Source organism: Spirosoma fluviale, assembly GCF_900230225.1.
GTDB lineage: Bacteria > Bacteroidota > Bacteroidia > Cytophagales > Spirosomataceae > Spirosoma > Spirosoma fluviale.
On the sequence record NZ_OCNH01000001.1, the window covers coordinates 1,224,322 to 1,246,728 of the forward strand.

Annotated in this window: 21 protein-coding genes; 6 read left to right on the forward strand and 15 right to left on the reverse strand. The window is 46.5% G+C overall.

Annotation, left to right across the window (positions count from 1 at the left end; all coding sequences use genetic code 11):
- Nucleotides 1-365: 365 nt before the first annotated feature.
- The gene (locus CRO74_RS05010; protein ID WP_097124898.1) at nucleotides 366-917 is read left to right on the forward strand and encodes an RNA polymerase sigma factor; all 552 of its coding nucleotides are present in this window, start codon (nucleotides 366-368) and stop codon (nucleotides 915-917) included.
- 525 nt (nucleotides 918-1,442) lie between these two features.
- On the opposite strand, the gene CRO74_RS05015 is transcribed toward CRO74_RS05010, so the two are convergent.
- A complete protein-coding gene (locus tag CRO74_RS05015) occupies nucleotides 1,443-2,402 on the reverse strand; it encodes a helix-turn-helix transcriptional regulator (RefSeq protein WP_097124899.1) in 960 nt (319 codons plus the stop codon).
- Between the two features lie 97 nt (nucleotides 2,403-2,499).
- Here CRO74_RS05015 and CRO74_RS05020 point away from each other — a divergent pair, with 97 nt between their 5' ends.
- Nucleotides 2,500-2,805, forward strand: a complete 306-nt coding sequence (locus CRO74_RS05020) for a GNAT family N-acetyltransferase (protein ID WP_097126019.1) — start codon at nucleotides 2,500-2,502, stop codon at nucleotides 2,803-2,805.
- Nucleotides 2,806-2,864: 59 nt separating this feature from the next.
- Here CRO74_RS05020 and CRO74_RS05025 read toward each other — a convergent pair whose 3' ends face one another.
- Entirely contained in the window at nucleotides 2,865-3,584 is a 720-nt protein-coding gene (locus CRO74_RS05025) for a hypothetical protein (RefSeq protein WP_097124900.1), read from the reverse strand.
- Between the two features lie 100 nt (nucleotides 3,585-3,684).
- The gene (locus CRO74_RS05030; RefSeq protein ID WP_097124901.1) at nucleotides 3,685-4,365 is read right to left on the reverse strand and encodes a response regulator transcription factor; all 681 of its coding nucleotides are present in this window, start codon (nucleotides 4,363-4,365) and stop codon (nucleotides 3,685-3,687) included.
- A gap of 231 nt (nucleotides 4,366-4,596) precedes the next feature.
- Between CRO74_RS05030 and CRO74_RS05035 the strand changes: the two genes are divergently transcribed.
- A complete protein-coding gene (locus tag CRO74_RS05035) occupies nucleotides 4,597-5,922 on the forward strand; it encodes a TolC family protein (protein ID WP_097124902.1) in 1,326 nt (441 codons plus the stop codon).
- A gap of 73 nt (nucleotides 5,923-5,995) precedes the next feature.
- On the opposite strand, the gene CRO74_RS05040 is transcribed toward CRO74_RS05035, so the two are convergent.
- A complete protein-coding gene (locus CRO74_RS05040; RefSeq protein ID WP_097124903.1) occupies nucleotides 5,996-6,892 on the reverse strand; it encodes a sterol desaturase family protein in 897 nt (298 codons plus the stop codon).
- Between the two features lie 142 nt (nucleotides 6,893-7,034).
- Nucleotides 7,035-9,326 carry a transcription termination factor Rho gene (gene rho, locus CRO74_RS05045; protein WP_097124904.1) on the reverse strand — a complete coding sequence of 764 codons (2,292 nt, stop codon included), beginning with the start codon at nucleotides 9,324-9,326 and terminating at the stop codon, nucleotides 7,035-7,037.
- 520 nt (nucleotides 9,327-9,846) lie between these two features.
- Between rho and CRO74_RS05050 the strand changes: the two genes are divergently transcribed.
- The 3 genes from CRO74_RS05050 to lptC all read left to right on the forward strand — a co-directional run bounded on the left by CRO74_RS05050 (nucleotide 9,847) and on the right by lptC (nucleotide 12,736).
- Nucleotides 9,847-10,653 carry a type III pantothenate kinase gene (locus CRO74_RS05050; protein ID WP_097124905.1) on the forward strand — a complete coding sequence of 269 codons (807 nt, stop codon included), beginning with the start codon at nucleotides 9,847-9,849 and terminating at the stop codon, nucleotides 10,651-10,653.
- Entirely contained in the window at nucleotides 10,610-11,914 is a 1,305-nt protein-coding gene (locus CRO74_RS05055; protein ID WP_245877764.1) for a beta-barrel assembly machine protein BamG, read from the forward strand. Before CRO74_RS05050 ends, CRO74_RS05055 begins: the two co-directional genes overlap by 44 nt.
- 261 nt (nucleotides 11,915-12,175) lie before the next feature.
- Nucleotides 12,176-12,736, forward strand: coding sequence for an LPS export ABC transporter periplasmic protein LptC (gene lptC, locus CRO74_RS05060; RefSeq protein WP_262508203.1), 561 nt, complete (start codon nucleotides 12,176-12,178; stop codon nucleotides 12,734-12,736).
- A 39-nt stretch (nucleotides 12,737-12,775) separates the two neighbouring features.
- Here the strand turns inward: lptC and CRO74_RS05065 are convergent, their stop codons facing one another.
- The 10 genes from CRO74_RS05065 to CRO74_RS05110 form a co-directional block, all read right to left on the reverse strand.
- Nucleotides 12,776-13,195, reverse strand: a complete 420-nt coding sequence (locus tag CRO74_RS05065) for a c-type cytochrome (protein WP_097124907.1) — start codon at nucleotides 13,193-13,195, stop codon at nucleotides 12,776-12,778.
- Nucleotides 13,192-13,794, reverse strand: coding sequence for an SCO family protein (locus CRO74_RS05070; protein ID WP_097126021.1), 603 nt, complete (start codon nucleotides 13,792-13,794; stop codon nucleotides 13,192-13,194). The genes CRO74_RS05065 and CRO74_RS05070 overlap by 4 nt, the downstream gene beginning before the upstream one ends.
- Nucleotides 13,795-13,828: 34 nt before the next feature.
- A complete protein-coding gene (locus CRO74_RS05075) occupies nucleotides 13,829-14,284 on the reverse strand; it encodes a viral A-type inclusion protein (protein WP_097124908.1) in 456 nt (151 codons plus the stop codon).
- Between the two features lie 43 nt (nucleotides 14,285-14,327).
- Complete coding sequence (recN, locus tag CRO74_RS05080; protein ID WP_097124909.1) at nucleotides 14,328-16,001, reverse strand: DNA repair protein RecN; 1,674 nt, start codon at nucleotides 15,999-16,001, stop codon at nucleotides 14,328-14,330.
- Nucleotides 16,002-16,067: 66 nt separating this feature from the next.
- Nucleotides 16,068-16,973 (reverse strand): type IX secretion system protein PorD, encoded by a 906-nt coding sequence (gene porD, locus CRO74_RS05085; RefSeq protein WP_097124910.1) that lies wholly within the window; start codon nucleotides 16,971-16,973, stop codon nucleotides 16,068-16,070.
- An 18-nt stretch (nucleotides 16,974-16,991) separates the two neighbouring features.
- Entirely contained in the window at nucleotides 16,992-18,230 is a 1,239-nt protein-coding gene (gene coaBC / locus CRO74_RS05090) for a bifunctional phosphopantothenoylcysteine decarboxylase/phosphopantothenate--cysteine ligase CoaBC (RefSeq protein WP_097124911.1), read from the reverse strand.
- A gap of 150 nt (nucleotides 18,231-18,380) precedes the next feature.
- Nucleotides 18,381-18,695: a DNA-directed RNA polymerase subunit omega gene (locus CRO74_RS05095; protein WP_097124912.1), complete on the reverse strand. Its 315-nt coding sequence runs from the start codon at nucleotides 18,693-18,695 to the stop codon at nucleotides 18,381-18,383.
- An 80-nt stretch (nucleotides 18,696-18,775) separates the two neighbouring features.
- Nucleotides 18,776-19,675, reverse strand: coding sequence for an outer membrane protein assembly factor BamD (locus tag CRO74_RS05100; protein WP_097124913.1), 900 nt, complete (start codon nucleotides 19,673-19,675; stop codon nucleotides 18,776-18,778).
- A 124-nt stretch (nucleotides 19,676-19,799) separates the two neighbouring features.
- Nucleotides 19,800-20,453, reverse strand: coding sequence for a T9SS type A sorting domain-containing protein (locus tag CRO74_RS05105; protein ID WP_097124914.1), 654 nt, complete (start codon nucleotides 20,451-20,453; stop codon nucleotides 19,800-19,802).
- A 95-nt stretch (nucleotides 20,454-20,548) separates the two neighbouring features.
- On the reverse strand, nucleotides 20,549-22,393 hold the full coding sequence (locus CRO74_RS05110; RefSeq protein ID WP_097124915.1) for an OstA-like protein: 1,845 nt from the start codon (nucleotides 22,391-22,393) through the stop codon (nucleotides 20,549-20,551).
- Between the last annotated feature and the right edge of the window lie 14 nt (nucleotides 22,394-22,407).

The window sequence follows — 22,407 nt, forward strand, 5'->3', positions numbered from 1 at the left end:
ATGCAAGGACTTCACAATCGTGATTGAATATAACTTGTTTATCTTTCAGTCTCAAATTTCAATTTAGCTGTACGTAAGCTAGTTGTACGTATATAATCAACTGGTTAATATTCTGTAATATGAAATTACCCGCTGCCTAACTTCGGCCAAATACAATATGTGTTGATTATTAAATTGTATAAAAAACTGTTACGTATTGCTAACTCGACTAGACTTTTTCAGGTGAGAAATAAAATTCATTGAAATTAGTGAATACTAGGTAAATCCTTATGTTATGCTAAACCAATCCTGAATATAAGATGAATTTCAATCATTATTAAAGTTACGTTTTATTGCCTATCCGTACTGACTACTTAGCCGAACCTATGAAAACAACTTTATCTGACGAAGAAATGATTCGTCGTTATTTACCCCATCAACCAAATTGTTGTTTTGAAATTCTGTACAAACGTTACGAGACTAAAGTTTACCGTCATTGTTTGTCAATAATAAAAGATGCTGACCAGGCGCAGGACTTTACACATGATATATTTCTAAAAGTGTTTGTTAAGCTTAACGCATTTCAGGAACGATCCAGTTTTTCGACCTGGCTGTACACAATTGTCAGTAATCATTGCCTGGATCAAATCAGGATAGCTAAACGTTTGACCTTGAGCTCAATTGATGATGAGTCTCAGCTAAATATTCCTGATTCTAACTGGGCACAGATTCATGAAGATAAACTACAGCTTTTCAGAGTTGCTATGAATACATTAGCTGTTAAGGAGCAGACATTACTTCGGTTAAAGTATGAACAGGGACTAAGTATTGATGATATTGCTAAGTTGTACGCTATTACAACAAGTGCGGTTAAGATGCGTCTTAAACGAAGCCGTGAAAAAGTACAGTTGATGTATGCCCAACAAAATAAGTTTTAAATACAAAGCGAAGATCAATTGCTATGAGTAGCTTGTTGCTTACCATAATAATCTTACTACCAAGCAATAAATAGATCAATCATTACATGATTTTGAACCTGATCGTTTAATTTATAAGTATAAATTATGTCCTGTAAGATTTTGTCGTTTATGATTGCCTGATATCTGCTACTCTTTGCTCTAATTAGTAGATTTTATGCAGGTTAAATCTGTAGGCGAAATATACTTACTGAGAGTAGTAGTTGAAGCTAATTTTAAATTCTTTAACTTATACTATTTAACTTCAATACATAAGTAGCATTTGGTTGATAATATATTCTAATCTGATAGTACGTTGAATATAGGTCATATTTTTGTTTCTAAAATTGTATTCTTTATAATGAGCTTTAATCAAAATAATCAGATTTTTTTAATTTGCTAACAAGTACATAAATAAATGATAGTTTATTTTATTGCTATTTACGTTGATGGTACTAGATGATATTAATTCATTAAAATTCACAAGTTTAAATTAAATCTTTCCGTTCAAAGTACTGTACTATCCATATAATGAGTATTCAATTCATCCACTAATGATCGAATCATTGCTTTTAGGGAGTCGGGTTGCTCAATGGTGACCAGTTTGCCATACATAATCAGCCAGCGGGCAAGGCCTTCGGGATAGGGTGTTTGAAAGTGAATTCGGACAAAATCTCCCAGGTCTTCTTCAGACTGAAAACCATATGCGTGTTTTTGCTCCTGCATATAACGGGTGGCCGATTTTTGGAAAATAATCGTAGCTTTCATGAGGGGCATATCTAGTTTACCTACTCGGTCGAGGTATTCCTGCAAGGATAGACGGTCCCGTCGCGAAAAGTGTTTGGCTGTGTCGGTAAGCTGGCGAATGCGATCTACGCGGAAGTCCCGGTAATCCTGGCGAATTTGACAGAATGCAATTAAATGCCAACTCGAACGGTAATGATACAGCCCTACCGGTTCGACCCGGCGCCGGGTTTCAGCGTTGTTATAGTGCGAATAGTACTGAAGTTCCAGCACATGTTGCTGAGCAATAGCGTGCTGAAGTGTATTTAGTGATCCTTCTCCATCGGTGGTTTGATACGAAGGCTTTGCCACGTTGATGTGGGCCTCCAGGCTATCCAGATGGTCCTGATCAGGGCGTTTTAAAACAGATTTTATTTTATATAAAGCCGATTCGAACTCAGTCCGGACTGATTGATCTGTTAGTTTTTCAATTAGTTTTCCACCAAAGAGTAGCGCGCTTGCTTCCGCATTCGTAAACATTACGGGAGGCAGGTGGTAATTAGTAAGAAAGTAGCCTACGCCCGCTTCTGCTCCGATAGGAACGCCCGCTTCTTCCAATGAGCGGATGTCGCGGTAAACGGTACGAAGACTGATGCCAAAACGGTCGGCCAGATCCTGTGCACGCACAACGCGCTTGGTTTGCAGATGGATCAGGATAGCGGTTAAGCGGTCGATACGGTTCATAGCAACAGAAGGAGTGAAATCGTTGGCAAATTACAATCCTTCATCTGAACAAGTCGGCATTTTTTTGTGTAGAATGGTTAACAAACGTATGAATAACATGAACGAGAATCACATGAAGAACAACAAGCACCGCCAGCAGTTTGAACTGGAAACAGATGGTAAACTGTCTATTGTTGCCTATCAGCAGGTCGACGATGAAACATTGGCACTAACGCATACAGAAGTTGACCCAAGTTTGGAAGGGCACGGGGTCGGCTCCAAACTGGTTGAAGAGGTGTTGCAGTATGCTGAACAGAATGACCTTAAAATAGTCCCGCTTTGTCCGTTCGTTGATGCGTATTTAAAACGCCACCCTGCATGGAATCGAGTTGTTTCAACGGCTTACAACACCAGCGATTTCTGAGTAGAGCCTGTAGTTCTTCCCTGAAAAGGGGCTGGTTATTGAAATAGTCTCTAGCGAGGTTACTGAGTTTGTTTTTTGTCGGACTGCCGGGCTTTTGGTGGATGAATGGGCGAAATACGGTCTCCTTTTCGTACCCATCGCCAAATGTCTGTGGGCAGAGCCGGATAAATTGAAATACCAATACTGTAATAACTCCCATTGAAATTCTGATCAATATCGGTCTGGAAAACCGACACTCGGTACCCTATCTGGGCGGTGATGCCTACCCAGCGTGTAGCCTTCCACTGGGCATAGGCACCGACCTGAAGGGGCACAAAGAAGCTCCGGCGTGAACGGTCGATGGGGTTGTCTTTAGTCAAATTCAGTGGAATTGCATACGCTACGCCACTGCCAAGTTCGACCGGGAAGCTCACCATCCATCGCTTATTATTGATAAGATTCCACCAATACTGTGTACTGATGAACCATAGGTCAGTCCGGGTATAATAAGTAAGATTAATTCGTCTGGCTGCATCCCGTCGCCAGTCAATCAGGCGCAAGTACGTTGCATAGTTGATCCAGTAATAGCCTATAGTTAACTGATGCCGTTTTGGTCCAAACTCGATACCAGCATTGATACCCCATACATTAACATGTTGCTGTTCGAGAAATGAATCCCGAAAATCAAGATTAAATGCTGGTCTGATCCGAAAATGAGGTGGGTGTGAGGTGTCGGCCGACACAATTGTATCGGACTGTAAGGTGAGTAATGAAAGGGAAAGTAGACAAACAGCAACCATGTTGACTCTCTAGCCAAAAATCGGTTCAAGGGTTAAATTGAAAGGTATAATTGATTATAAAATGCCAAAATTAGCATTTTATAACCGTTACCAGCCATCGTTAAGATCCTGAGCGAAGTAGATAGCCCACCCCCATAGCCGTATGAATTAGTTTATGATCGAAGTCACGGTCAATTTTCTTGCGTAGAAAATTGATGTACACTTCTACTTTATTGGTGCTATTGACGGTTGCGTTATCCCATACCTTCTCAAGGATCTGCGATTTTGTAACAACGCGTCCGGCATTTTTGATTAGAAATTCGAGCAACTGAAACTCGCGGGCTGTTAATTTAATGCGCTGATTGGCTCGATAGGCCACTTTTTCGGCTACGTTAAGTTCAAGGTTATCTACGGTAAGTACGGAGGGTGCGTTAAAACCACCGATTCGTCGGCGATGCAGGGCATAGATACGGGCTAGTAATTCGTCGGAGTCACACGGTCTGACCAGGTAATCATCGGCACCGGCATAAAGGCCTTTAGCTTTATCGGCCGATTCCCCGAAACGCGACAGTAATAAAACGGGTGTCGAATCATTTTCCTGTCTTAGGCGTCGGATTACATCGAGGCCATTCATCCGGGTTAAGTGCGTGTCGAGTACAATTAAGTCAAAACGGGCGTGTAGTCCCATGGCTAGGCCGGTATATCCGTCGCTTGCCAGTTCAAGTGTATACTGTCGTTCGGCTAGCGTTTGATGGAGAACATTGAGGTAATCTGTATCACTCTGAATAAGAAGAATCTTCATGCGCCCGTTGAGGTTGGTTGGAGTTACGGCAAAGGTGAGTGGGCGACTTTAAAGCTAGTTTAAAGTCTAATTAAAACTTCTTTAAAATTTTGTTAAATCAGACCATAACCTCAATTAAGAAGGTTGGCTATTTTTTTAAGGTCTTATTAATAGCGCTTTAACTACACCTTAACACCATCGTCGCTATTTGCTGCCGAATCAGCCGGGCTATATTCCGGCTTGCATTGATCTATGAATCGGTTACGCTCAACATACGTCGTCCCTGTACTCTTTGCCTTCTGGCTGTGCACATTATCCGCTTCGCGGGCTCAAACACCTGGTGCTAATGCCGTGCCAGATACCATTCGGCAAAGTCTGCCTCAACTTGAACAGCAGTTTCTGGAGAAGAATTTTCAACTCATTGCCCAGCGGTATCAAATCGATATTGCCGATGCGGCTATTACACAGGCAGGGTTGCGACCGAATCCAAATTTATGGTTTCAGGGCAATCTGTTTAACCCGAACACCGGGAAGGTGCTACCGTACGGGCCACCCACCCAGGCCGATAAAAATGCGGGCATTTACAATAGCGGCTATTATGCTATCCAGTTACAGCAGGTGATCTTACTGGCGGGTAAACGCAGTAAGCTGGTCGCTCTGGCCGAAAGCAACAAGGCATTGTCACGGCTGGCGTTTCAGGATATTATGCGAACTCTGCATTACCAGTTGTATACTACCTACACCAATTTGTATTATGACTTGCAGGTGCTGCGCCTGTTTGAGGATGAGCTAACCCGCCAGCAACGATTACTTGAATCATACCGGATCGTTCTCCGAACGGGAGGGGTGCCCGCTTATGAAGTAACCCGGCTGGAAGTGGCTATTCGCGACTTACAGGCCAACGGCGCCAATTACCGAACACAAATTGCTGATGAGCAGGCTACGCTTCGGGTGTTGCTGCGTCAGCCCGCCGGTACGTTCATTCTACCGACCGAGTTGCCACCTTTACGGGCAACGCTACCGGCGCTGGCAACGGCTATCGACTCCGCTATGACGAATCGACCAGATATGGGTCTGTCGCAGGAGCAGATCACCAATGCCGAACGAAGCCTTGCGCTCGAAAAAGCCCGGCGTACCCCCGACCTAACGACTGGCCTTTTATTTGAAAAATACGGAAATGCCTACAACAACTTTACCGGCCTTCAGCTAGCCATGGATTTGCCGGTCCGAAACCGCAACCAGGGAGCGATACGGTCGGCAGAGACGACCCTGAAAAGTGTAACGGGTGGGTTGGAGAATCAGCAGACCATCGTTCAAAGCGATGTCCTGAATGCGTATGATAAGCTGAATACCTTTTATGAGCAACTCAGCACCCAGCCGGAAGGGTATCTGGATAGAATTCGGAATATTTCGCTAGAGGCAACTAAAGCCTATAACGCCCGTACAATTGGCCTACTGGATTATCTGGATAAAATCCGAACGTATCAGCAGGCACAGTTGAATAACATAAACCTGCTTAACAACGTCTATAATACCCAGCAGCTCGTTAACTACACGACCAATACCCGCTTCTTCTAATGTAGAAAGGAGTTACAGTTCTGCTTCCTGATTGATGTAGTTGAGAAGGTGGCTTTGCAAAAAAACTGATAAGCTACAGCAAAGGTGTGCTCTCGTGCTCCGAAATCCGGACAGATTTCTGCCTGAGTTGTTTTGTTGTTTTTCGGGAACCGTCATGACTCCAGCCCGGAGGACCGAACAGGTACCCTAAAGCAGCTCGTATTGACGGAGCCCGTCGAAGATCCTGACCAATGGCTACCCATTCGTGAAAGGCGATCCGAATGGGGTTATGTGAATTGATATTGGTGGTTAACCCATAGGTAGGGCGGCTCTGCTCCAGGGCAAATGTATCAAAAATTCGATCCCAGATGATGAGGACCCCCGCGTGGTTTTTATCCAGGTAGTTGAGATCGGAGCCGTGGTGTACCCTATGGTGGGAGGGCGTGTTAAAGATAAACTCAATGGGGGCCGGTAACTTGTTAATGTGCTCGGTATGAATCCAGAACTGATACAGCAGGCTTATGGATTGCATGGTCATAACCGCTACCGGCGAAAAGCCAACAAGAGGTAGCCACAACCAGAAAACAAACGATCCGGTAAGGTTGCCTGTCCAGGTTTGGCGAAGTGCCGTGCCCAGATTATACTTCATTGAGGAATGATGCACCACGTGCGAGGCCCAAAAATACCGACTGCTATGACTAATTCGATGAAACCAATAGTAGCTGAAATCGTCGGCAAAAAAGAGAATTGCCCAAGCCCACCAATGGGTCATATCAACCGTGAACAACCGAAACTGATACACCAGGGAAAGGGCACCGAAAACTAGAGCTTTACCAACAAACCCGATAATAACATTTCCGATTCCCATGCTCAGGCTACCAAACGTATCGGTCCGGTCATAGTAGTCCTTATGCTGAATAGCGGTAAGGATTACCTCCGTAACGAGTAGAATAACGAACCCGGGAATAGCGTATTGAATTAGATCGCGCATAAAATTCCTATATATTATGCAATTTAAGGGTTAGCGGCCGCTTAGTTATTTATTTCTTTGTGAACGGTAAAAACAAAGGCACAAGGAATAGGGAGTTGTTCAGGCTCCCTATTCCTTGTGCCTTCAGAATTAAGTGAAAAATTTATCGGTTCATCGAGATTAAAAACTCTTCATTACTCCGAGTACCTTTCATATGGCCCAGCAGGAAGTCCATGCTTTCCATAGGATTCATATCTGACATGTGTTTGCGAAGAATCCAGACACGTTGCAACGTCTCTTTGTCCAGCAACAGGTCTTCACGGCGCGTTCCCGATGCCATAACATCGATAGCGGGATAAACACGTTTGTTAGCCAGCTTGCGGTCGAGTTGAAGTTCCATGTTGCCGGTACCTTTGAACTCTTCAAAGATAACCTCATCCATTTTAGAACCCGTATCAATCAGAGCCGTAGCAATAATGGTAAGCGAACCGCCATTCTCAACGTTACGGGCTGCCCCGAAGAAACGCTTGGGCCGGTGTAAGGCATTGGCGTCAACACCACCCGACAGAATTTTACCCGACGATGGAACGACGGTGTTGTAAGCACGCGCCAGACGCGTAATCGAATCCAGCAGAATCACTACATCATGACCGCACTCAACCATCCGTTTCGCTTTCTCAAGCACCATGCTCGATACTTTTACGTGCCGGTCGGCCTGTTCGTCGAAGGTTGATGAAATAACTTCGGCGTTCACGCTGCGCGCCATGTCAGTTACTTCTTCGGGACGTTCATCGATCAACAGAACGATGAGGTACACCTCCGGGTGGTTCTTCGTGATGGCGTTGGCAATTTCTTTCAGAAGGACTGTTTTGCCGGTTTTAGGCTGCGCCACAATCATACCGCGCTGTCCTTTACCGATGGGGGCGAACAAGTCCAGAACACGGGAGGAATAATTTTCCGGGCGGTTACTCAGATGAAGTTGCTCTTCCGGGAAAAGAGGGGTCAGGTATTCAAACGGAATCCGATCCCGGATTTCTTCCGTCGTCTTGCCATTAACCGTCGATACGCGGAGCAGGGCAAAATACTTTTCACCTTCTTTCGGTGGGCGAATAGCACCCCGTACGGTGTCGCCGGTCTTCAGCCCAAATAGCTTAATCTGCGAAGGAGATACATAAATATCATCGGGGCTGGCCAGATAATTATAGTCGGCTGAGCGCAGGAAACCGTAGCCGCCATCCTGCATAATTTCGAGTACGCCTTCATTGTCGATGATACCATCGAATTCACGAATATGCTGATTGTACTGTCGACGTATTCGATTCTGGTATTCCTGAGCCTCCCGCAAAGGTTGCGAAAGCTGAGGCTGAGCAGGCTGGTCGGCCTGGCCAGATTCAGCCTGAGGCTGTCCTTCCTGGGTTTCGGTGGGTGCTTCGGTTGGTTCGACCACGGCGGTTGTCTCGGTGGTAACTGGCTGACCGGCTGTCTGCATGTTAGCCGCGTTATCTTCCGTAACAACCGTTGGTGTCATGAACTCCTCATCTGGCTGACCACCATAGTTCAAGCCCGACTCATCGGTTACGATGCGCTGTGTGCGGGGCCGTTGATCCCGACGTTGTGAATTGTCGCGTGGGCTATCGCTGTTTCGGTCGCGGTTTGCATCAAAGCGGGGGCGGGCATCCCGTGGTCCCTGTGTTGAGCCATCCGACCGGGGTGGGCGCTGCTGGTTTAGATCTGGGCGACCATTTCCGTTCCGGTCATTCCGGGGATTTCCCGTCCGGAAATTACGGTCAGCAGGTGAGCCATCGGCCTCGTTACGGTTGCGAACGGGTTGGTTAAACGGATTAGGGCGTTGACCTGGGTTTGCAATACGTTCCCGATTTTCGCGGGGTTGGCGTACTGCCTGTGGCGTTTCGGGCACTGGCCCGGTCGTGATGTTTTCGGCAGAGGAGGCAGAATCCGTAACGGGGGAAACGGGTGCCTGTTCAACAGTAGCTGAGGGCGTAGGGGTTGAGGCTGGGGCCTCTATATGGTTCTCTTCAACCTGCGTAGGTTCGATAGTAGTTACCGTTTCGCCAACCACCGCATCGCGTTCACGCCGACCCCGCTGCCGGGGCTTAGCAAGCTCAGTAGAGGGAGCCTCAGTAGAGGGAGTCTCTGTAGAGGGAGCCTCTACAATAGAGACCGCAGGAGTATTCGCTACGGGGGTGTTTTCTACGGGAAGACTTGCAGGGGCCGCATCGGCTGATGCAACAGCCTTTGTGCGCCGTCCACGACGGGGAGTCTCTTCTACAGAAGCAGTCTCTTCAACAGCTGCGGGGCTTTCGGACTGTTGCTTTATAATTTCGTAAACGAGTTTTTCTTTCGTGAATTTGCTGATGTTACGAATGCCAAATTGCTCGGCAATGGGGTGAAGCTCCGAGAGAAGCTTCATATCTAATTCTTCTTTCTTAAACATAGAGGTCAGGTTAGCAATAAACCTTAATAGGACCGCCGAAGCGGTAGGAATGAACGTATGGGATTTATTGTTTGAATGGGCCGTTTCAAGAGGCAAGTTGGCAGACGACTACTAGTCTAAAAGCGGGGTCACTGATTTATCAAGCCAAATTAACCTAAACAGGTTCAAGCGATTACGTGATGAAAATAAACCTAAACTAAAATTGGGGTGGTTTGTCTAATCCAAACACAACCGCCTGGTGGGGCCAGACGCGGAGGTTGTCAAAACGTTTGGAAAACGGAGGTCCGCTGTAGCGATGGGCGCTGCTTTGGTAGAAGCACTACTTGCTGACCAGATTGATGGTAGCAAAGATAGTATTTTGTTCCGATTTTAACATCATAACGTTATTCTGATTTAAATGTTTCCCAAAGCGTTTTTTTATTCAATGTCCAGAGAAAACATTTATGTCGTTAAAAATCCTTAAATCAACGGAAAATGATAAATTTTGTTCACGATAAAACGTTGACTTTAGCAGACAGAAATGGAAACCGGACCTCTTTGTGATTCCTCATCGGCCGATAGGTATCTTGTTATCGATTGGGGAAACTCACGGCTGAAGACAGGCTGGTTTGCCGGCCCGAACTTAATAGATGTCGGATTATATAACTCAGTTGATGCTGTGTTGGGCGACTTCAGGGAGCGTCCGGTGAAGAATGTGCTGGTTTCCTCAACAAGTCGTTCGGGTGATGAAATACGATATCAGCTTACCGAAATGGGGACTAATGTATGGATACTGGACAGCCAAACACCCGTACCCATACGCAAAGCCTACGATACGCCCTCTACATTGGGTGCCGATCGGGTGGCGGGAGCAGTAGGGGCTACAACGTTGTTCCCCAGTCAGGATTGCCTGATTCTCGATCTGGGTACCTGTCTGACGGCAGATGTTGTCGATCGAGATTCGGTATTTCAGGGGGGGCTTATTTCGCCGGGGGTACACATGCGATTTCGGGCCATGCATGAGCAAACGGCCCGCCTGCCTTTAGTTGATGTTCCGGTTGACTTAGCAGAAGCATGGCCGGTATTGACCGCTAAAAATACCCGGCAAGCCATGCAGAGTGGCGTACTGAACGGCCTGGCTCTGGAAATGAACGGCCTGATCGAAAACTATCGTCGGGAAAGACCGGGTATTGTCGTGCTGTTGTGTGGGGGTGACGCATCTTCCTTTGAAAGTCGTCTTAAACCCCCGATATTTGTGGTGCCTGAATTGGTGCTGATTGGATTGAATCGAATTTTACGCTATAATGTTGAGAATTTACAAGCGAATACGCCAGACGTTAACGCATAGTTTGCTGGCTGTTGCCGCGACATCGCCCATGGTATTGGCGCAGGGATTAGGAAACTCTCCTTACTCGGCGCTGGGTATTGGAGAACTCTACAGCCCCGGTAATGTCGCAAACATGGGGATGGGCGATGTGGGTATCAGTAATGCCAATGCATTCTATCTAAATCTGCAAAATCCTGCCCTTCTAGCCCGTAGAGGGCGATTCACGATATTTGAAGTCGGCCTGATGGGTCAATCCAAATCCATTAGCCAAACGATTAGTAATAGCCTTAAGAGCCAGAGTAATTTTGGGGCAAACTTAGGGTATCTGGCTTTGTCATTTCCGGCAAATACGCGCTGGAATATGTCGATTAGCCTGAAACCATACACGTACGTAAATTACAATATTCAGAAAGTGGAGGCTGTTGCCGGAACGCCTTACACGGCCGAATATAACTATACAGGAAAAGGCGGTTTAAATAAAGTCACTTTCGCCAACGGATTCAGGGTCACTAAAAATATCTATTTGGGTGTAGAAGGGTCGTTCCTGTTTGGGAACATTACCAACTCGTCTGATGCCAGAGCCGTTGTTAGTGGTAGTTCTGACATACGGGTGACGCACTTAAACAGAGCAAACTACAGCGATCTTATTGGGAGAGTTGGCGCAGCCTGGCGACCTAAGCTAAACAACACCTGGACGCTTAATCTGGGGGCTACGTACGATCCGCAAATACGGATCAAGGCGACACAAACAGATATATACCAGCAAACAACCTTAACCGGTCAGGCAATTTCGGTACCGGACACGATGCGTCTCAACTCGAATGCCCAGGCTACCCTGCCTCAACAAATGCAGTTCGGGGCAAGTATTGAGAAAGGTAATACACTGCTTGTTGGTGTTGATGTTGGCTTTCAGAAGTGGAGTCAATACAGAACTGCGGAAAATAAACCCGGTAATCTGGCCGATGGGATGAATGTTGCTGCTGGACTTGAATATACTCCTAAACCAACATCCAATCGGTACCGCGATTTAATCACCTATCGGGCAGGGTTTCAATATAATAAATTACCTTACATGGCCGGAGGTACCCAACTTACTGATGTTAATGGTAGTGTGGGTGTTTCCTTACCGCTAGGTGCTTATTTTGTAAATCACTTAACGCTCTCTCTGGTAGGTGGTCAACGGGGCGTATTGTCTGGTACGCAGATTAAGGAACAATATGTACGTATCGGGCTTGGTTTCTCGCTAAACGACGTGTGGTTCCGCAAACCTGTCGTTGACTAATTCGGTAAAGACCGTCGCCGGTCGGTACACTGCCTGCGGCTATTGATTCAAAAAACTATAAAAGCAGATAAGCGCAGATCTTTTTCTGTGAGTGTCTGCTTTTTGACTGCGTATTATAATGGTCTAGTTATCAGGTTGTCAGTTAATAAATACACTACTGACAAATCGGTAAATTACTTAATAGCTTTGACCAGCTGTTTAATACAATACTATCTGGCAAAAATTTAAATGGACGATGTAGCTTCTAATACAGTTAATAAAATGGTGTTCCGGTTAGATAACAGGCTATTTTCATTAGGCATTTTGCTTTGTTTATCCTGTATGCTATTTGCTTGTGAAGAGACCAAACAAGCGAAAAAAGTAAATCCCTATACCGGACCAATTGAGGAAATAAATGATGTTAAGCTACTCTATAGTGAGGCTGCCAAGTTGAAGGTAAAGCTGACAACGGCTAAGCAATTTCGGTATGCTAATGATGACCGACGTTATCCCAAACCCGTGAATATAGTATTCTATAGCCCTACTGGCGAGGAAATAACGACAATACGCTCCGATTCCGGACGCTACGACAAAGGCAAAGATGTGTATGTCGTGATGGGCAACGTAGTGGTTGTTAACAAGCAGAAACAGGAAAAACTGCTCACGCCCGAACTAAACTGGAAACCCCAGACGAAGAAGGTCTATACCGAAAAACGTGTCACAATTTTAAGCCAGTTAACTGGCGAAAAACTCTATGGCATCGGCCTGGACGCGAATCAGGACTTCACCCAATACTCGATTCGGAAGCCAACCGGCGTGTTTAATATGGAAGGAGGAATTTAAAGCACTCGTTCAACTGCCTGGGCAGTTGAACGAGTAAGCTTACTGCTTACATTCTTTAAGAATTGGCGTAACGGCTTTAACGTCGGTTATCTTCGTTTCGCCAGCCCATTCTTTGTAGATGTAGGTAACAATCTCTGCTATTTCAAGATCGCTCAACTGTGGTTGGGCAGGCATTGGGCGATTGTATGGTTTCCCATTTACCACAATAGGACCCTTTTGGCCGTACCGAATCAGGCAAATGACGCTTTTCTTGTCTTTCAGGTAATCGGATCCGGCAATGGGCGGGTAAAGTGCGGCCAGACCTTGCCCTTTGTTCTGATGGCAGTTGGCGCAGTTATTTTTATAGAGAAAAATACCCTCCGTTATATACCGCTGCCGTTTAATTTCTTCGTCGCTCTGGCAGGAAAGCAAATTGATAAAAATAAACCCCGCTACTAAAATTCCGGTTAGTCGAATCATTTTTTATACTCGGCTAATAACCGATTCATGTCACTCATTAACTTATCGACACCATCCTCGGTTGTGCCATCGTAAATCCCACGAATATGCTTGGCCTTATCGACCAGAATAAACGCACCGCTATGCACAACGCCACCCGGTGCGGTAGAGTCGGCCTGGGCCGTCACCATGTAGCTGTTCTGACCAATGTCGTAGATCTTTTCCCGGTCGCCCGTCACGAATAGCCATTGTCGGCCCGTAACCCCCAGGTTCTGCGCAAACTCCTTCAGAACAGCTACCGAATCGTGAGCCGGATCGATGGTGTGCGATAGCAGCATCACATCGGGATTGTCCTTGAATTTTTCGTATACCCGTTTTAACTGCACCTTCATTTTAGGACAGATCGTAGGGCAGTTGGTAAAGAAAAAATCAGCCACATAGATTTTGTCATCAAGGGTTTTGGCCGTAACCGTATCGCCAAACTGACTCACAAAGCTGAAATCCGGTATCGACTGATACACGGAATCCGTCACTGATTTGCCATTCACAACTTTCGTAACAGCCTCCCGCTGACCCAGAATAGGGAGGCTATCGCCGGATGTTCCGCTACACGCTTCCAGTAAGCCACAAGCACTGAGTGCAATAATCCAAACTTTATTTTTTGCCCAAAAACTGGCGAGCCTGTTCAATGCTGGTGTTAACTTTTGTTTTGACATCGGTGATTTGATCTTTTTGCCCATTTAAGTAACGAAGGGCGTCGTCAGAAGATAATTTAGCCAGTGTGTCGCCATTGTACCGCCCCATCCAATCCATCATAAGGCTATCGGCAACGGCCAGATTGGTGCGTAAGCGGTAAGCCTGTTCCCGCTCTTCGTCTGTGCGGAGGGTCGCTGCCGTCGAGCCGCTTGCTTTCAGGCTGTCGAGAGAAGTGATGCGCTGGTTCAGTTGTTTGCGTAGCTTCATGATGTCATCAATTTTAGGCATGACCTGATCATGAATGGCAAAAACTTCATTTTCTGCTTCTTTCACAGTGTCTTCTGCTGACTTACATGCGTAAAAACTTCCAGATGCCAGAATCAACCCGGCAAAGGCAAGGAAATGTTGTTTCATAGTTTAGGAATAGTAAGGATAATTAGATTAGGTCCACCCTACGTCATTTGACAGTTGACGTAGGGCGTTGTTTTAAAATTTCACGGGCATTCTTAAGCGCACTGGCCGATGGATTTTTGCCGCCAATCATCTGTGCGATTTCATTGACGCGCTCTTCCAGGGACAATTTCTTGATTCGACTAACTGTTTTGGCTGCTGAATGATCTTTGTAAACAAAATAGTGGGCCGTACCCTGACCTGCTATCTGATGGAGGTGGGTAATGGCAATAATCTGGTGGCTGTGGGCCATGTCGCGCATCATGTTCCCCATCTTAATGGCGATCTCGCCAGATACACCTGCGTCGATTTCGTCGAAAACGATGGTTGGTAAAGAGCGCTTGCTGGCCAGAATGTACTTTATGGCCATCATGAGCCGGGAAAACTCGCCACCCGACGCTACGTTTTTCAACTGCTGCGGTTTAACACCTTTGTTGGCACTGAACAAAAACGAAATGGTATCGATACCCGTTAAGCTGGGCTTACTGTTTTCTGCCTGTATTTTCAGGGATGCATTCGGCATGCCAAGGTCGTTGAGTAGTTTGCCAATCTCGTTTTCAATGAGTTGTAAAACAGCTCTCCGTGAGGCAGATAACGCATCGGCGCTAATCTGCAATTGAGCACGAGCCGCTTCCGACTGCGCTTTGGCATCGGCAAGTGCATCATCCAGATTCAGTACTTTGCTTACCTTCTGACCAAGTTCGTTCCGTAAGTCAATCAAGCCCGCCACATTTTTAACCTGGTGTTTGGTTTGAAGCTGGTACATTAGGTTCAACCGTTCCCGGATCGTATCGGCGCGGGTGTCGTCTATTTCGACCCGGTCCTGCTCAACGCTTATTTCATCCGCCAGGTCCCGCAACTCAATAAGGCTGCTTTGTGCCCGCTGCAATAGTTGTTCGTACTGGTTGGACAGCTTGCTGATATAGGTCAAATTGCTAACCGTACCCTTCAGAAAGTCGATGACCGATTGTTCGGTATTGTCCAGATACTCATAAGCTACCTGTAGCCGCTCCTTAATATCTTCGGCATTTTCGAGAATCGTCAATTCCTGCTCAAGGGTTTCCTGCTCATCGGGTTGTAATTGAGCCTTGACCAGTTCTTCGTACAGGAAGTTATTGTAATCGAACTCTTTACGCATGGCCGAAGCCTCAGACTGTAACTGGTCATAGTGCGTCTTTTTCGCCCGGTAAACTTGATAATCGGATCGATAGGTACGTAACTGCGCTTCATTTTGCGCGTAGGTATCCACGATTTCCAACTGGTATTCATTGGAGCCCAGCAACACCGAATCGTGTTGTGAGTGAATATCCATCATCTCGCTCGTAATCCGTCGGAGTGTTTCCAGGTTAACAGGCGTGTCATTGACAAACGCCCGTGATTTACCGCTCACGCCAATTTCCCGGCGAACGATGCAGGTATCTGAATAATCGAGTTCTTCGTCATCAAAGATTTGCTCGATCCGATAGCCGGATACGCCAAATGTCCCCTCGATAATACATTTCTGTTCGGGGTTGTACAAGACGCGCGTGTCGGCCCGGTTGCCAAGCAGCAACCCAATGGCTCCGAGAATAATTGACTTTCCTGCACCTGTTTCGCCCGTTACGATATTGAGTTCACGGTCGGGCGAGAGTTCCAGTTCGTCAATCAGCGCGTAATTCTTTATGAATAAATGCGAAAGCAAAATCAGCGAATAGTTAGCAGTGAGTAAGGGCGGTAAATAAAGGTAAAATTACGTACCGTCAGTAACTTACTGGATTAGTTTTCGGTAGTTTTCTGTTTTGGCCGGGTCGAGGAATGACAGTAAATCGAATGCCTGTTTTCGTTCGGCCGGTGTTCCTTCGTAAAGGATATTGAATAGTTCCTGCGACTTGGCGTCAAAAAACGAATTGATCAGAACAGAATTCGGTAGTTGCAGGCCAATGGTCCGTATGGTATTCAATAAGGCAATCGTTTGTTTCCGAACCTGCACAGGGTTAGCCGCAAAGATGTCCAGGCCCTGACGGTGGTAGTTATAAAGCCCATCCCGGAATGGCAGCAATTGCTGGTTTTGCAGGTTCTCAATGAGCCAGTACCGGTTTCGTCGGTCGCCCCCGGTTTGCCAGGAGCCATTGGGCGATCCCTGCTGCGCCAGGTTGGTAATGGCATAGGCCCGTTGAATGAACTGATTTCCGCCTTGTTTGCTGAACGTGTCGTAATCGACGGCCATGATTACATTGGCATAAAACGCCAGTAAGGAGGTCAGGTCGTCTGAAAACTGATTTTCCCGGTAATAAACGGGTGTTGTTGGCAGGTAAACAAAGTTAAATGCCCGGTCAACATAACTGAACGTAGTTGTTTCATACGTTGTGCCATACACAGGGCGCGTCACAATAATTTGCGCCGTTGCTTCAAAAGCCCCCTGCGTCAGTGATTTCAACAGATTGATGTTCAATGAGCAGTTAATTCGTTCGGCTACGGAAAACTGGTCATTGCTCCATCGCCGGTTGTTCATAAACTCGGTAATGATGCCTTTTAACTGGTTTACGTAAGAGAAATCCGTTTTCTGCTGAGCAAATAGCTGATCGGAGTTGATCGTAACCTGGCAATTCAGCTCCTGAGCGCTTGCCGAAGCTGCCAGACAGCTTACTAACAGTAAAATGCGTATTGCTTTCATGGATAAGACCCTACTTTGTCAGAGCGACTTTACGACTAACGTAACCAAATCCAGTGCCACTTCGTCTTTTGTTTTTAGTGGAAATTCGTGGATTTGTTCGTCTTTATCTATAACGGTAATCTTGTTGGTGTCGTGCCCGAAACCGGCTCCTGAATCACGAAGTGAATTTAACACAATCCAGTCTAAATTCTTAGCATAAAGTTTCTTAAGTGCATTGGCTTGCTCATTGTCTGTTTCCAGCGCGAAACCCATCAGTAACTGTCCGGGTTGTTTTCGCTTCCCGAGTGTAGCGGCAATGTCGGTTGTTTTAGTCAATTCGAGCGAAAAAAGCGTTTCTGCCTTCTTGATCTTCCGGTCGGCAGGGTGAGCGGGGGTGTAATCGGCTACGGCGGCACTCAGGACAACAATATCGGCCATGTTAAATTCCGATTCCGTTGCTTCGAACATATCCTGTGCCGACCGAACATCAATGCGTTTTATACTGGGGGCCGGTAGGGGCAGAGCTGTTGGCCCACTCACCAGCGTTACCTCGGCGCCGGTTTCGGCAAAGGCTTTTGCGATGGCATACCCCATCTTTCCCGTTGAATGATTGCTGATGTACCGCACAGGATCGATAGGCTCCTGGGTTGGCCCTGCCGTGATCAAGACCCGTTTGCCGGCTAACACGCCTGGCTTACTTCGTTCTACCTGTTGTAAGTTTGACCAGAAATCAGTTAAAGTCCGGATAATTGTTTCGGGTTCTGCCAGTCGCCCTTCACCAACCAATCCACTGGCTAACTCGCCGTGTTCTGCCTTAATAATATGATTACCAAAACTAGTGAGCCGACGCAGATTGTCGACCGTTGATGGATGGCTGTACATGTCGACATCCATGGCGGGTGCAAAAAATACCGGGCATCGCGCCGACAAATAAACCGCCGAAAGTAGATCATTGCAAATACCCGTTGCACATCGGGCCAGTGTATGGGCCGAGGCCGGAGCGATCACGATGGCATCGGCCCAAAGTCCCAGGTCGACATGATTGTTCCAGCTTCCATCGCCCGGTCGGTTTGACTCCGTATTGACGAATGTCGATAAAACAGGGCGTTTCGATAAGGTTGCCAGCGTGAGCGGAGTAATAAATTGCTGGGCCGATGCCGTCATAACGACCTGCACCTCGGCACCAGCCTTCACTAACAGCCGAGTCAACAACGCCGACTTATAGGCCGAGATACTACCCGTTACGCCCAAAAGAATTCGCTTCCCTGCTAGTGACATTGGTTAATGGTTAATGGTTAATGGGTATCGGTTAATAGGTATTGGGGACGCTTAACCAATACCTATTAACCAATAACCATTAACCAGCTATAAAACACCAATGACCGCACAGTACAGCACTGCGCGGTCATTGAAAAGCTGTGCAGTGGTTTACTGCTGAGCGTCTTCTTCGTTATAACGCCAGTAGACTTTACCTTCCAGAAACTCATCCGTAGCAATGGAAGTAGGCTTGGGCATGCGCTCGTAAAACTTGGAGATCTCTATCTGCTCCCGGTTTTCGAAGACTTCTTCAAGGTTATCAACCGCCGAAACGAACTCCGATAGTTTGTTGCTCAACTCTTCTTTGTTCTTCGTGGCAATCTGACGAGCACGTTTCGAAATGATCGATACCGATTCGTACAGGTTCCCGGTTTGAGCCGCAATCTTGTCGTTATTACGGGTGATGATTGATGGATTTGTTGCCATAATAGTTTATAATCGGTATTTGGTATAAAGTCAATCAAAGTTGAAGTCATGAGATCATACACTTCAGCCCGTAATTAATGTTAATTGGCTGCCGTCACTTTTGCAGGGCGGTTGGCATCTTTTAATCGCGCTTTTTCTTTTTCGCGTTCCTGCTCCAGCTTATCCAGGCGATCAATTTCTTTCTGGCTGGTTTCAAACATCTTTTCCGACTGTTTGAGAAACTGGCTGTTTGGGTATTTGTCCACAAATGCCTGATGATAACCGATCGCTTCCTGATAACGTTCCTTTTGCTTCGTTTCCAGGCTATTTTGTGCCAGGCTAAACTCGGCGTCAACTTTTAGATAGGCCAGTTCTTCGTTGTATTCAGAATCCGGGAAATCCTTCTGGAAGTTATTGATAGCGATTACGGCAGATTTGTAAGAGGCAATATTGAAGCCGCTGGTTTTGTAGTACAGTTTGGCTTTTTCGTAGGCTTTCCGTTCCAGTTTTCCGCGAAGCTCTAGAATCAACTTTGTCGACTCCTCTTTGTATTTGCTATCAGGATAAGCATTGATGAAATCCTGAAGTGCCGATGTTGCCGTCAGCGTATTAGACTGGTCGAGGTTGAACGAAGGCGTGTCTTTGTAAAGCGAGTAGGCATACATATACATGGCCTCCTGTGCGTATTCTGAGCGCGCGAAAGTCTCGTAAAATTTCTTGAACAGCGTGGCACTCAGAAGATATTGCTGTTGCTGATATTGCGTGTAAGCATAGTAAAACTGAGCCATTTCGGACTCATTACTACCCTTAAGTACGGGGATCAATTCTTCAAACAAAAGGCCTGCCCGATACCAATCTGCCTTTTTGTAGTATTCAAGAGCACCTTTGTACTTCGCGTCATCACTCCCACTTTTCTGCAATTTTGAAAACGGGCTGCATGAGCCAAGCAGAAATACGACCCCAATCCCTAACAGAATTTTACCAATATGACGGTTTTGCATATGCTTGCAAAGATACAAAAAAAATAAAGGCTTCATCGAATTAACGAGGATGAAGCCCTGTATAGTGCTGGAAATGATAAAGGATTTGGCTTATTTTAGGGTATTTTAACAACTACTATCCAGCTCACTGATGGCGTACCAGCAATCGTTTGGTTGCCACTTTTTTGCCGTCGACCGACAATTGGTAGAGGTAGTAACCGGTGTCTAATAGCCGTGTTCCAATTCGAACTTTGCGCTCATTGCGCTCCAGTTCATACTCGGCAACGGGAGCACCCAGTACGTTGAGCAGAACCAGTTTTGCATCGCCCGTTCCATTGAACTGATAGTCAATTTCAGCAACATCGTCAGCCGGGTTTGGGTATGCATTGGACACCCATAGTTTTTCGTTGGTATACAGCCGGTTTTCCGCTTTTCCTTCCTGAGCAATAGCCGATGTTCGGGGAGCACTCTCAACCGTTGGTACGCTCTCGGCAGCGGTTGCATGCGTTGGAATTTTGGCACCGCTGTGTGTCATCATGATTGAGCGATAATGCTCATTGATCGCGCTGTTTTTGTGCAGGGCCATCGACCGGTCCAGACCAGAAAGGGACGGGCTGGGAGCGATCGAAAATCGCTGAGTTGGCAGACCGGTTGTTGGTTTGCGTACGGATGAGGTACGACCCAGTTCGAGTCGGCTTCCTTTCCGCGCATCAGAATCCCGCTGGGCGACCTGCGCCTGGAGCGGGGCAACTGCGGTTAGCAAGCCCATCAATACACCAATAAGTATAATTTGTTTCATGTAAGTCTACTTCAGGTACACACCTATACAACACAAACCTATTCATCTTAAAAGACAAAGTCAACGGGCTATTGTCTAAAAAATTGTTAAAACAGTCAATTATTACCTTTTCGAACCAATTTTTGGGCCAAAGGTTTAATTGTGCTCTTATTTTTTAATGTTTTTCTAATTACCGGTTGCTCTGCCGGGGGCACTTCAAGCCATAAAACCTGATTTTTAGTTGGTTTTTCCGCTTCCCGCCACCGGAAACCATCAAGTTGCTGGACATCCGGTGTTAATTCTTTCGGCGGGATAAGTTGAGAATCCGGGTGGCCATAAAACCGAATTCGCCCAACCTTGTTATCCTCGAATTCAATATTCATTCGGCTCGATTCTACATGGTTCAAACCTATTAATTTGTTCTTATCATCAACGGCATAATAAATGCTTTGTCCGTTGCCATCGACCAGTACTCGGTCCAGCACTGTCTGTTCCTGATTAAGTACCGTAGTAGACGCGGGTGAACTGCTTTTTGACGTCAATACGCGTTTCGGTGGGGTATTCGTTGCAACAGCAGAGGCAGAACGGGGAGAATTTGCTTTTGACGAAACCCGGGTAGATTGCTCAGTTGGTGCATTCAGCGTTGTTGACGCGATTTTAGTCGCGAAATACGCCGTTATGGTACGCCCTTTTATCTGGTTATAATTCTTGAGTGTATCGAGAGAAATAACGAATGATTTCGCTTTCAAATACATCGTCTGTATCCTGTTGTTTTTAAGCACCGCCCGCATGGAATCGGCTTCCATCTGGTACTTGTTCTGGCTCCAGACAATGGGTTTTTTAAAGAAATAAATGGTCGAATCGGCGGTGTCGTAAATCAATGAATCGCACTTGCTTTGAAGGTCTGATTTATACAAAAGCACGTTTTTCTGACCGAGCAACCGGCGGGTATTTGTGAGCTTATTATCAAAAGAAAACAAGGTATCGGCTCGCAAATAGAGCGTGTCTTTCGATGCTTCATTTGCCAGACTTTTGGCAACGGGATGCCCGGTTACCCGCGAAATCCCGGCCTTGCCATTATACCGGACATGATCGCCGGTAATAACTGCCTGACGGTCTTTGGCAATCATGATCACATTGCCCTTGGCTATCCCTAACTCCGACACGTTATCGTAATAAAGGGAATCACCTGTTAGTCGGTATTTAGGCGTTTCAACCGTTGCCCTCCGCTGGAAGTTTGATATGCCGGACGTCGTATTGTATTGCCCTGCCACCGCCGTCAGGACGCCGTCTTTGTTGGTTATGCGCGTTGGCCCCTGAAAGGTGGCGATTCGGGTAATGGAGTTATAGAGCAGTGAATCGGCCGTGAGTGTACCTTTGGTGTTGACCAGCCGAACATTCTGTCGGAAAGTAAACAGTTTGGTGCGGGTATCGTAATAGCCTTCCCGGCTGGTGAGCACATTTTCTTTATCAACAATACGGCCGGGTGTGGGGTAGTGCGCAATGCCAGACAGCATGTCGTAATCGAGCTGAGCGGTTGTCAGCGTCATTTTTCGGTCGCGTAAACTTACCCGACCACGTACATTTGCCTGTCGGGTATTGCCGTAATAAAACAAAGTATCGCCCCGAACGGTAATGGTGTCTCCCTGAATGATCTGGACATTGCCATAGGCTTCAATCACATTGGTCGTTGCGTTCTGAATAGCCAGATCACAATACATCAACACGCCTTTCTGGCGAAATCGGACGTTATTGTATATTTTTCGAACAACCTGACCGGGTACGTTCATACCCACCAGGCTGTCTGAACCCGGTAGTAGCTCCACTTTATCGGCTGCGCTACCGGGCGTCGATGGGCGTCCGGACGGTGGAGCACCCACCTGAGCCAGCAAATCGGCTGAAACAAGTAGTGAACCAACGAGAACGAAAGCGGCAAGAAAACGGGTAAGCAAACGAATCATAGTGACAAAACTAC

Coding starts and splice junctions, on each gene's coding strand:
- porD (WP_097124910.1), bottom strand. CDS start 16,973: ATGAAAGCAATACGCATTTTACTGTTAGTAAGCTGTCTGGCAGCTTCG.
- CRO74_RS05105 (WP_097124914.1), bottom strand. CDS start 20,453: ATGAAACAAATTATACTTATTGGTGTATTGATGGGCTTGCTAACCGCA.
- CRO74_RS05040 (WP_097124903.1), bottom strand. CDS start 6,892: ATGCGCGATCTAATTCAATACGCTATTCCCGGGTTCGTTATTCTACTC.
- CRO74_RS05030 (WP_097124901.1), bottom strand. CDS start 4,365: ATGAAGATTCTTCTTATTCAGAGTGATACAGATTACCTCAATGTTCTC.
- coaBC (WP_097124911.1), bottom strand. CDS start 18,230: ATGTCACTAGCAGGGAAGCGAATTCTTTTGGGCGTAACGGGTAGTATC.
- CRO74_RS05010 (WP_097124898.1), top strand. CDS start 366: ATGAAAACAACTTTATCTGACGAAGAAATGATTCGTCGTTATTTACCC.
- CRO74_RS05100 (WP_097124913.1), bottom strand. CDS start 19,675: ATGCAAAACCGTCATATTGGTAAAATTCTGTTAGGGATTGGGGTCGTA.
- CRO74_RS05050 (WP_097124905.1), top strand. CDS start 9,847: ATGGAAACCGGACCTCTTTGTGATTCCTCATCGGCCGATAGGTATCTT.
- CRO74_RS05075 (WP_097124908.1), bottom strand. CDS start 14,284: ATGAAACAACATTTCCTTGCCTTTGCCGGGTTGATTCTGGCATCTGGA.
- rho (WP_097124904.1), bottom strand. CDS start 9,326: ATGTTTAAGAAAGAAGAATTAGATATGAAGCTTCTCTCGGAGCTTCAC.
- CRO74_RS05095 (WP_097124912.1), bottom strand. CDS start 18,695: ATGGCAACAAATCCATCAATCATCACCCGTAATAACGACAAGATTGCG.
- CRO74_RS05020 (WP_097126019.1), top strand. CDS start 2,500: ATGAACGAGAATCACATGAAGAACAACAAGCACCGCCAGCAGTTTGAA.
- CRO74_RS05025 (WP_097124900.1), bottom strand. CDS start 3,584: ATGGTTGCTGTTTGTCTACTTTCCCTTTCATTACTCACCTTACAGTCC.
- CRO74_RS05065 (WP_097124907.1), bottom strand. CDS start 13,195: ATGATTCGACTAACCGGAATTTTAGTAGCGGGGTTTATTTTTATCAAT.
- lptC (WP_262508203.1), top strand. CDS start 12,176: ATGGTGTTCCGGTTAGATAACAGGCTATTTTCATTAGGCATTTTGCTT.
- CRO74_RS05110 (WP_097124915.1), bottom strand. CDS start 22,393: ATGATTCGTTTGCTTACCCGTTTTCTTGCCGCTTTCGTTCTCGTTGGT.
- CRO74_RS05015 (WP_097124899.1), bottom strand. CDS start 2,402: ATGAACCGTATCGACCGCTTAACCGCTATCCTGATCCATCTGCAAACC.
- CRO74_RS05035 (WP_097124902.1), top strand. CDS start 4,597: ATGAATCGGTTACGCTCAACATACGTCGTCCCTGTACTCTTTGCCTTC.
- CRO74_RS05055 (WP_245877764.1), top strand. CDS start 10,610: ATGTTGAGAATTTACAAGCGAATACGCCAGACGTTAACGCATAGTTTG.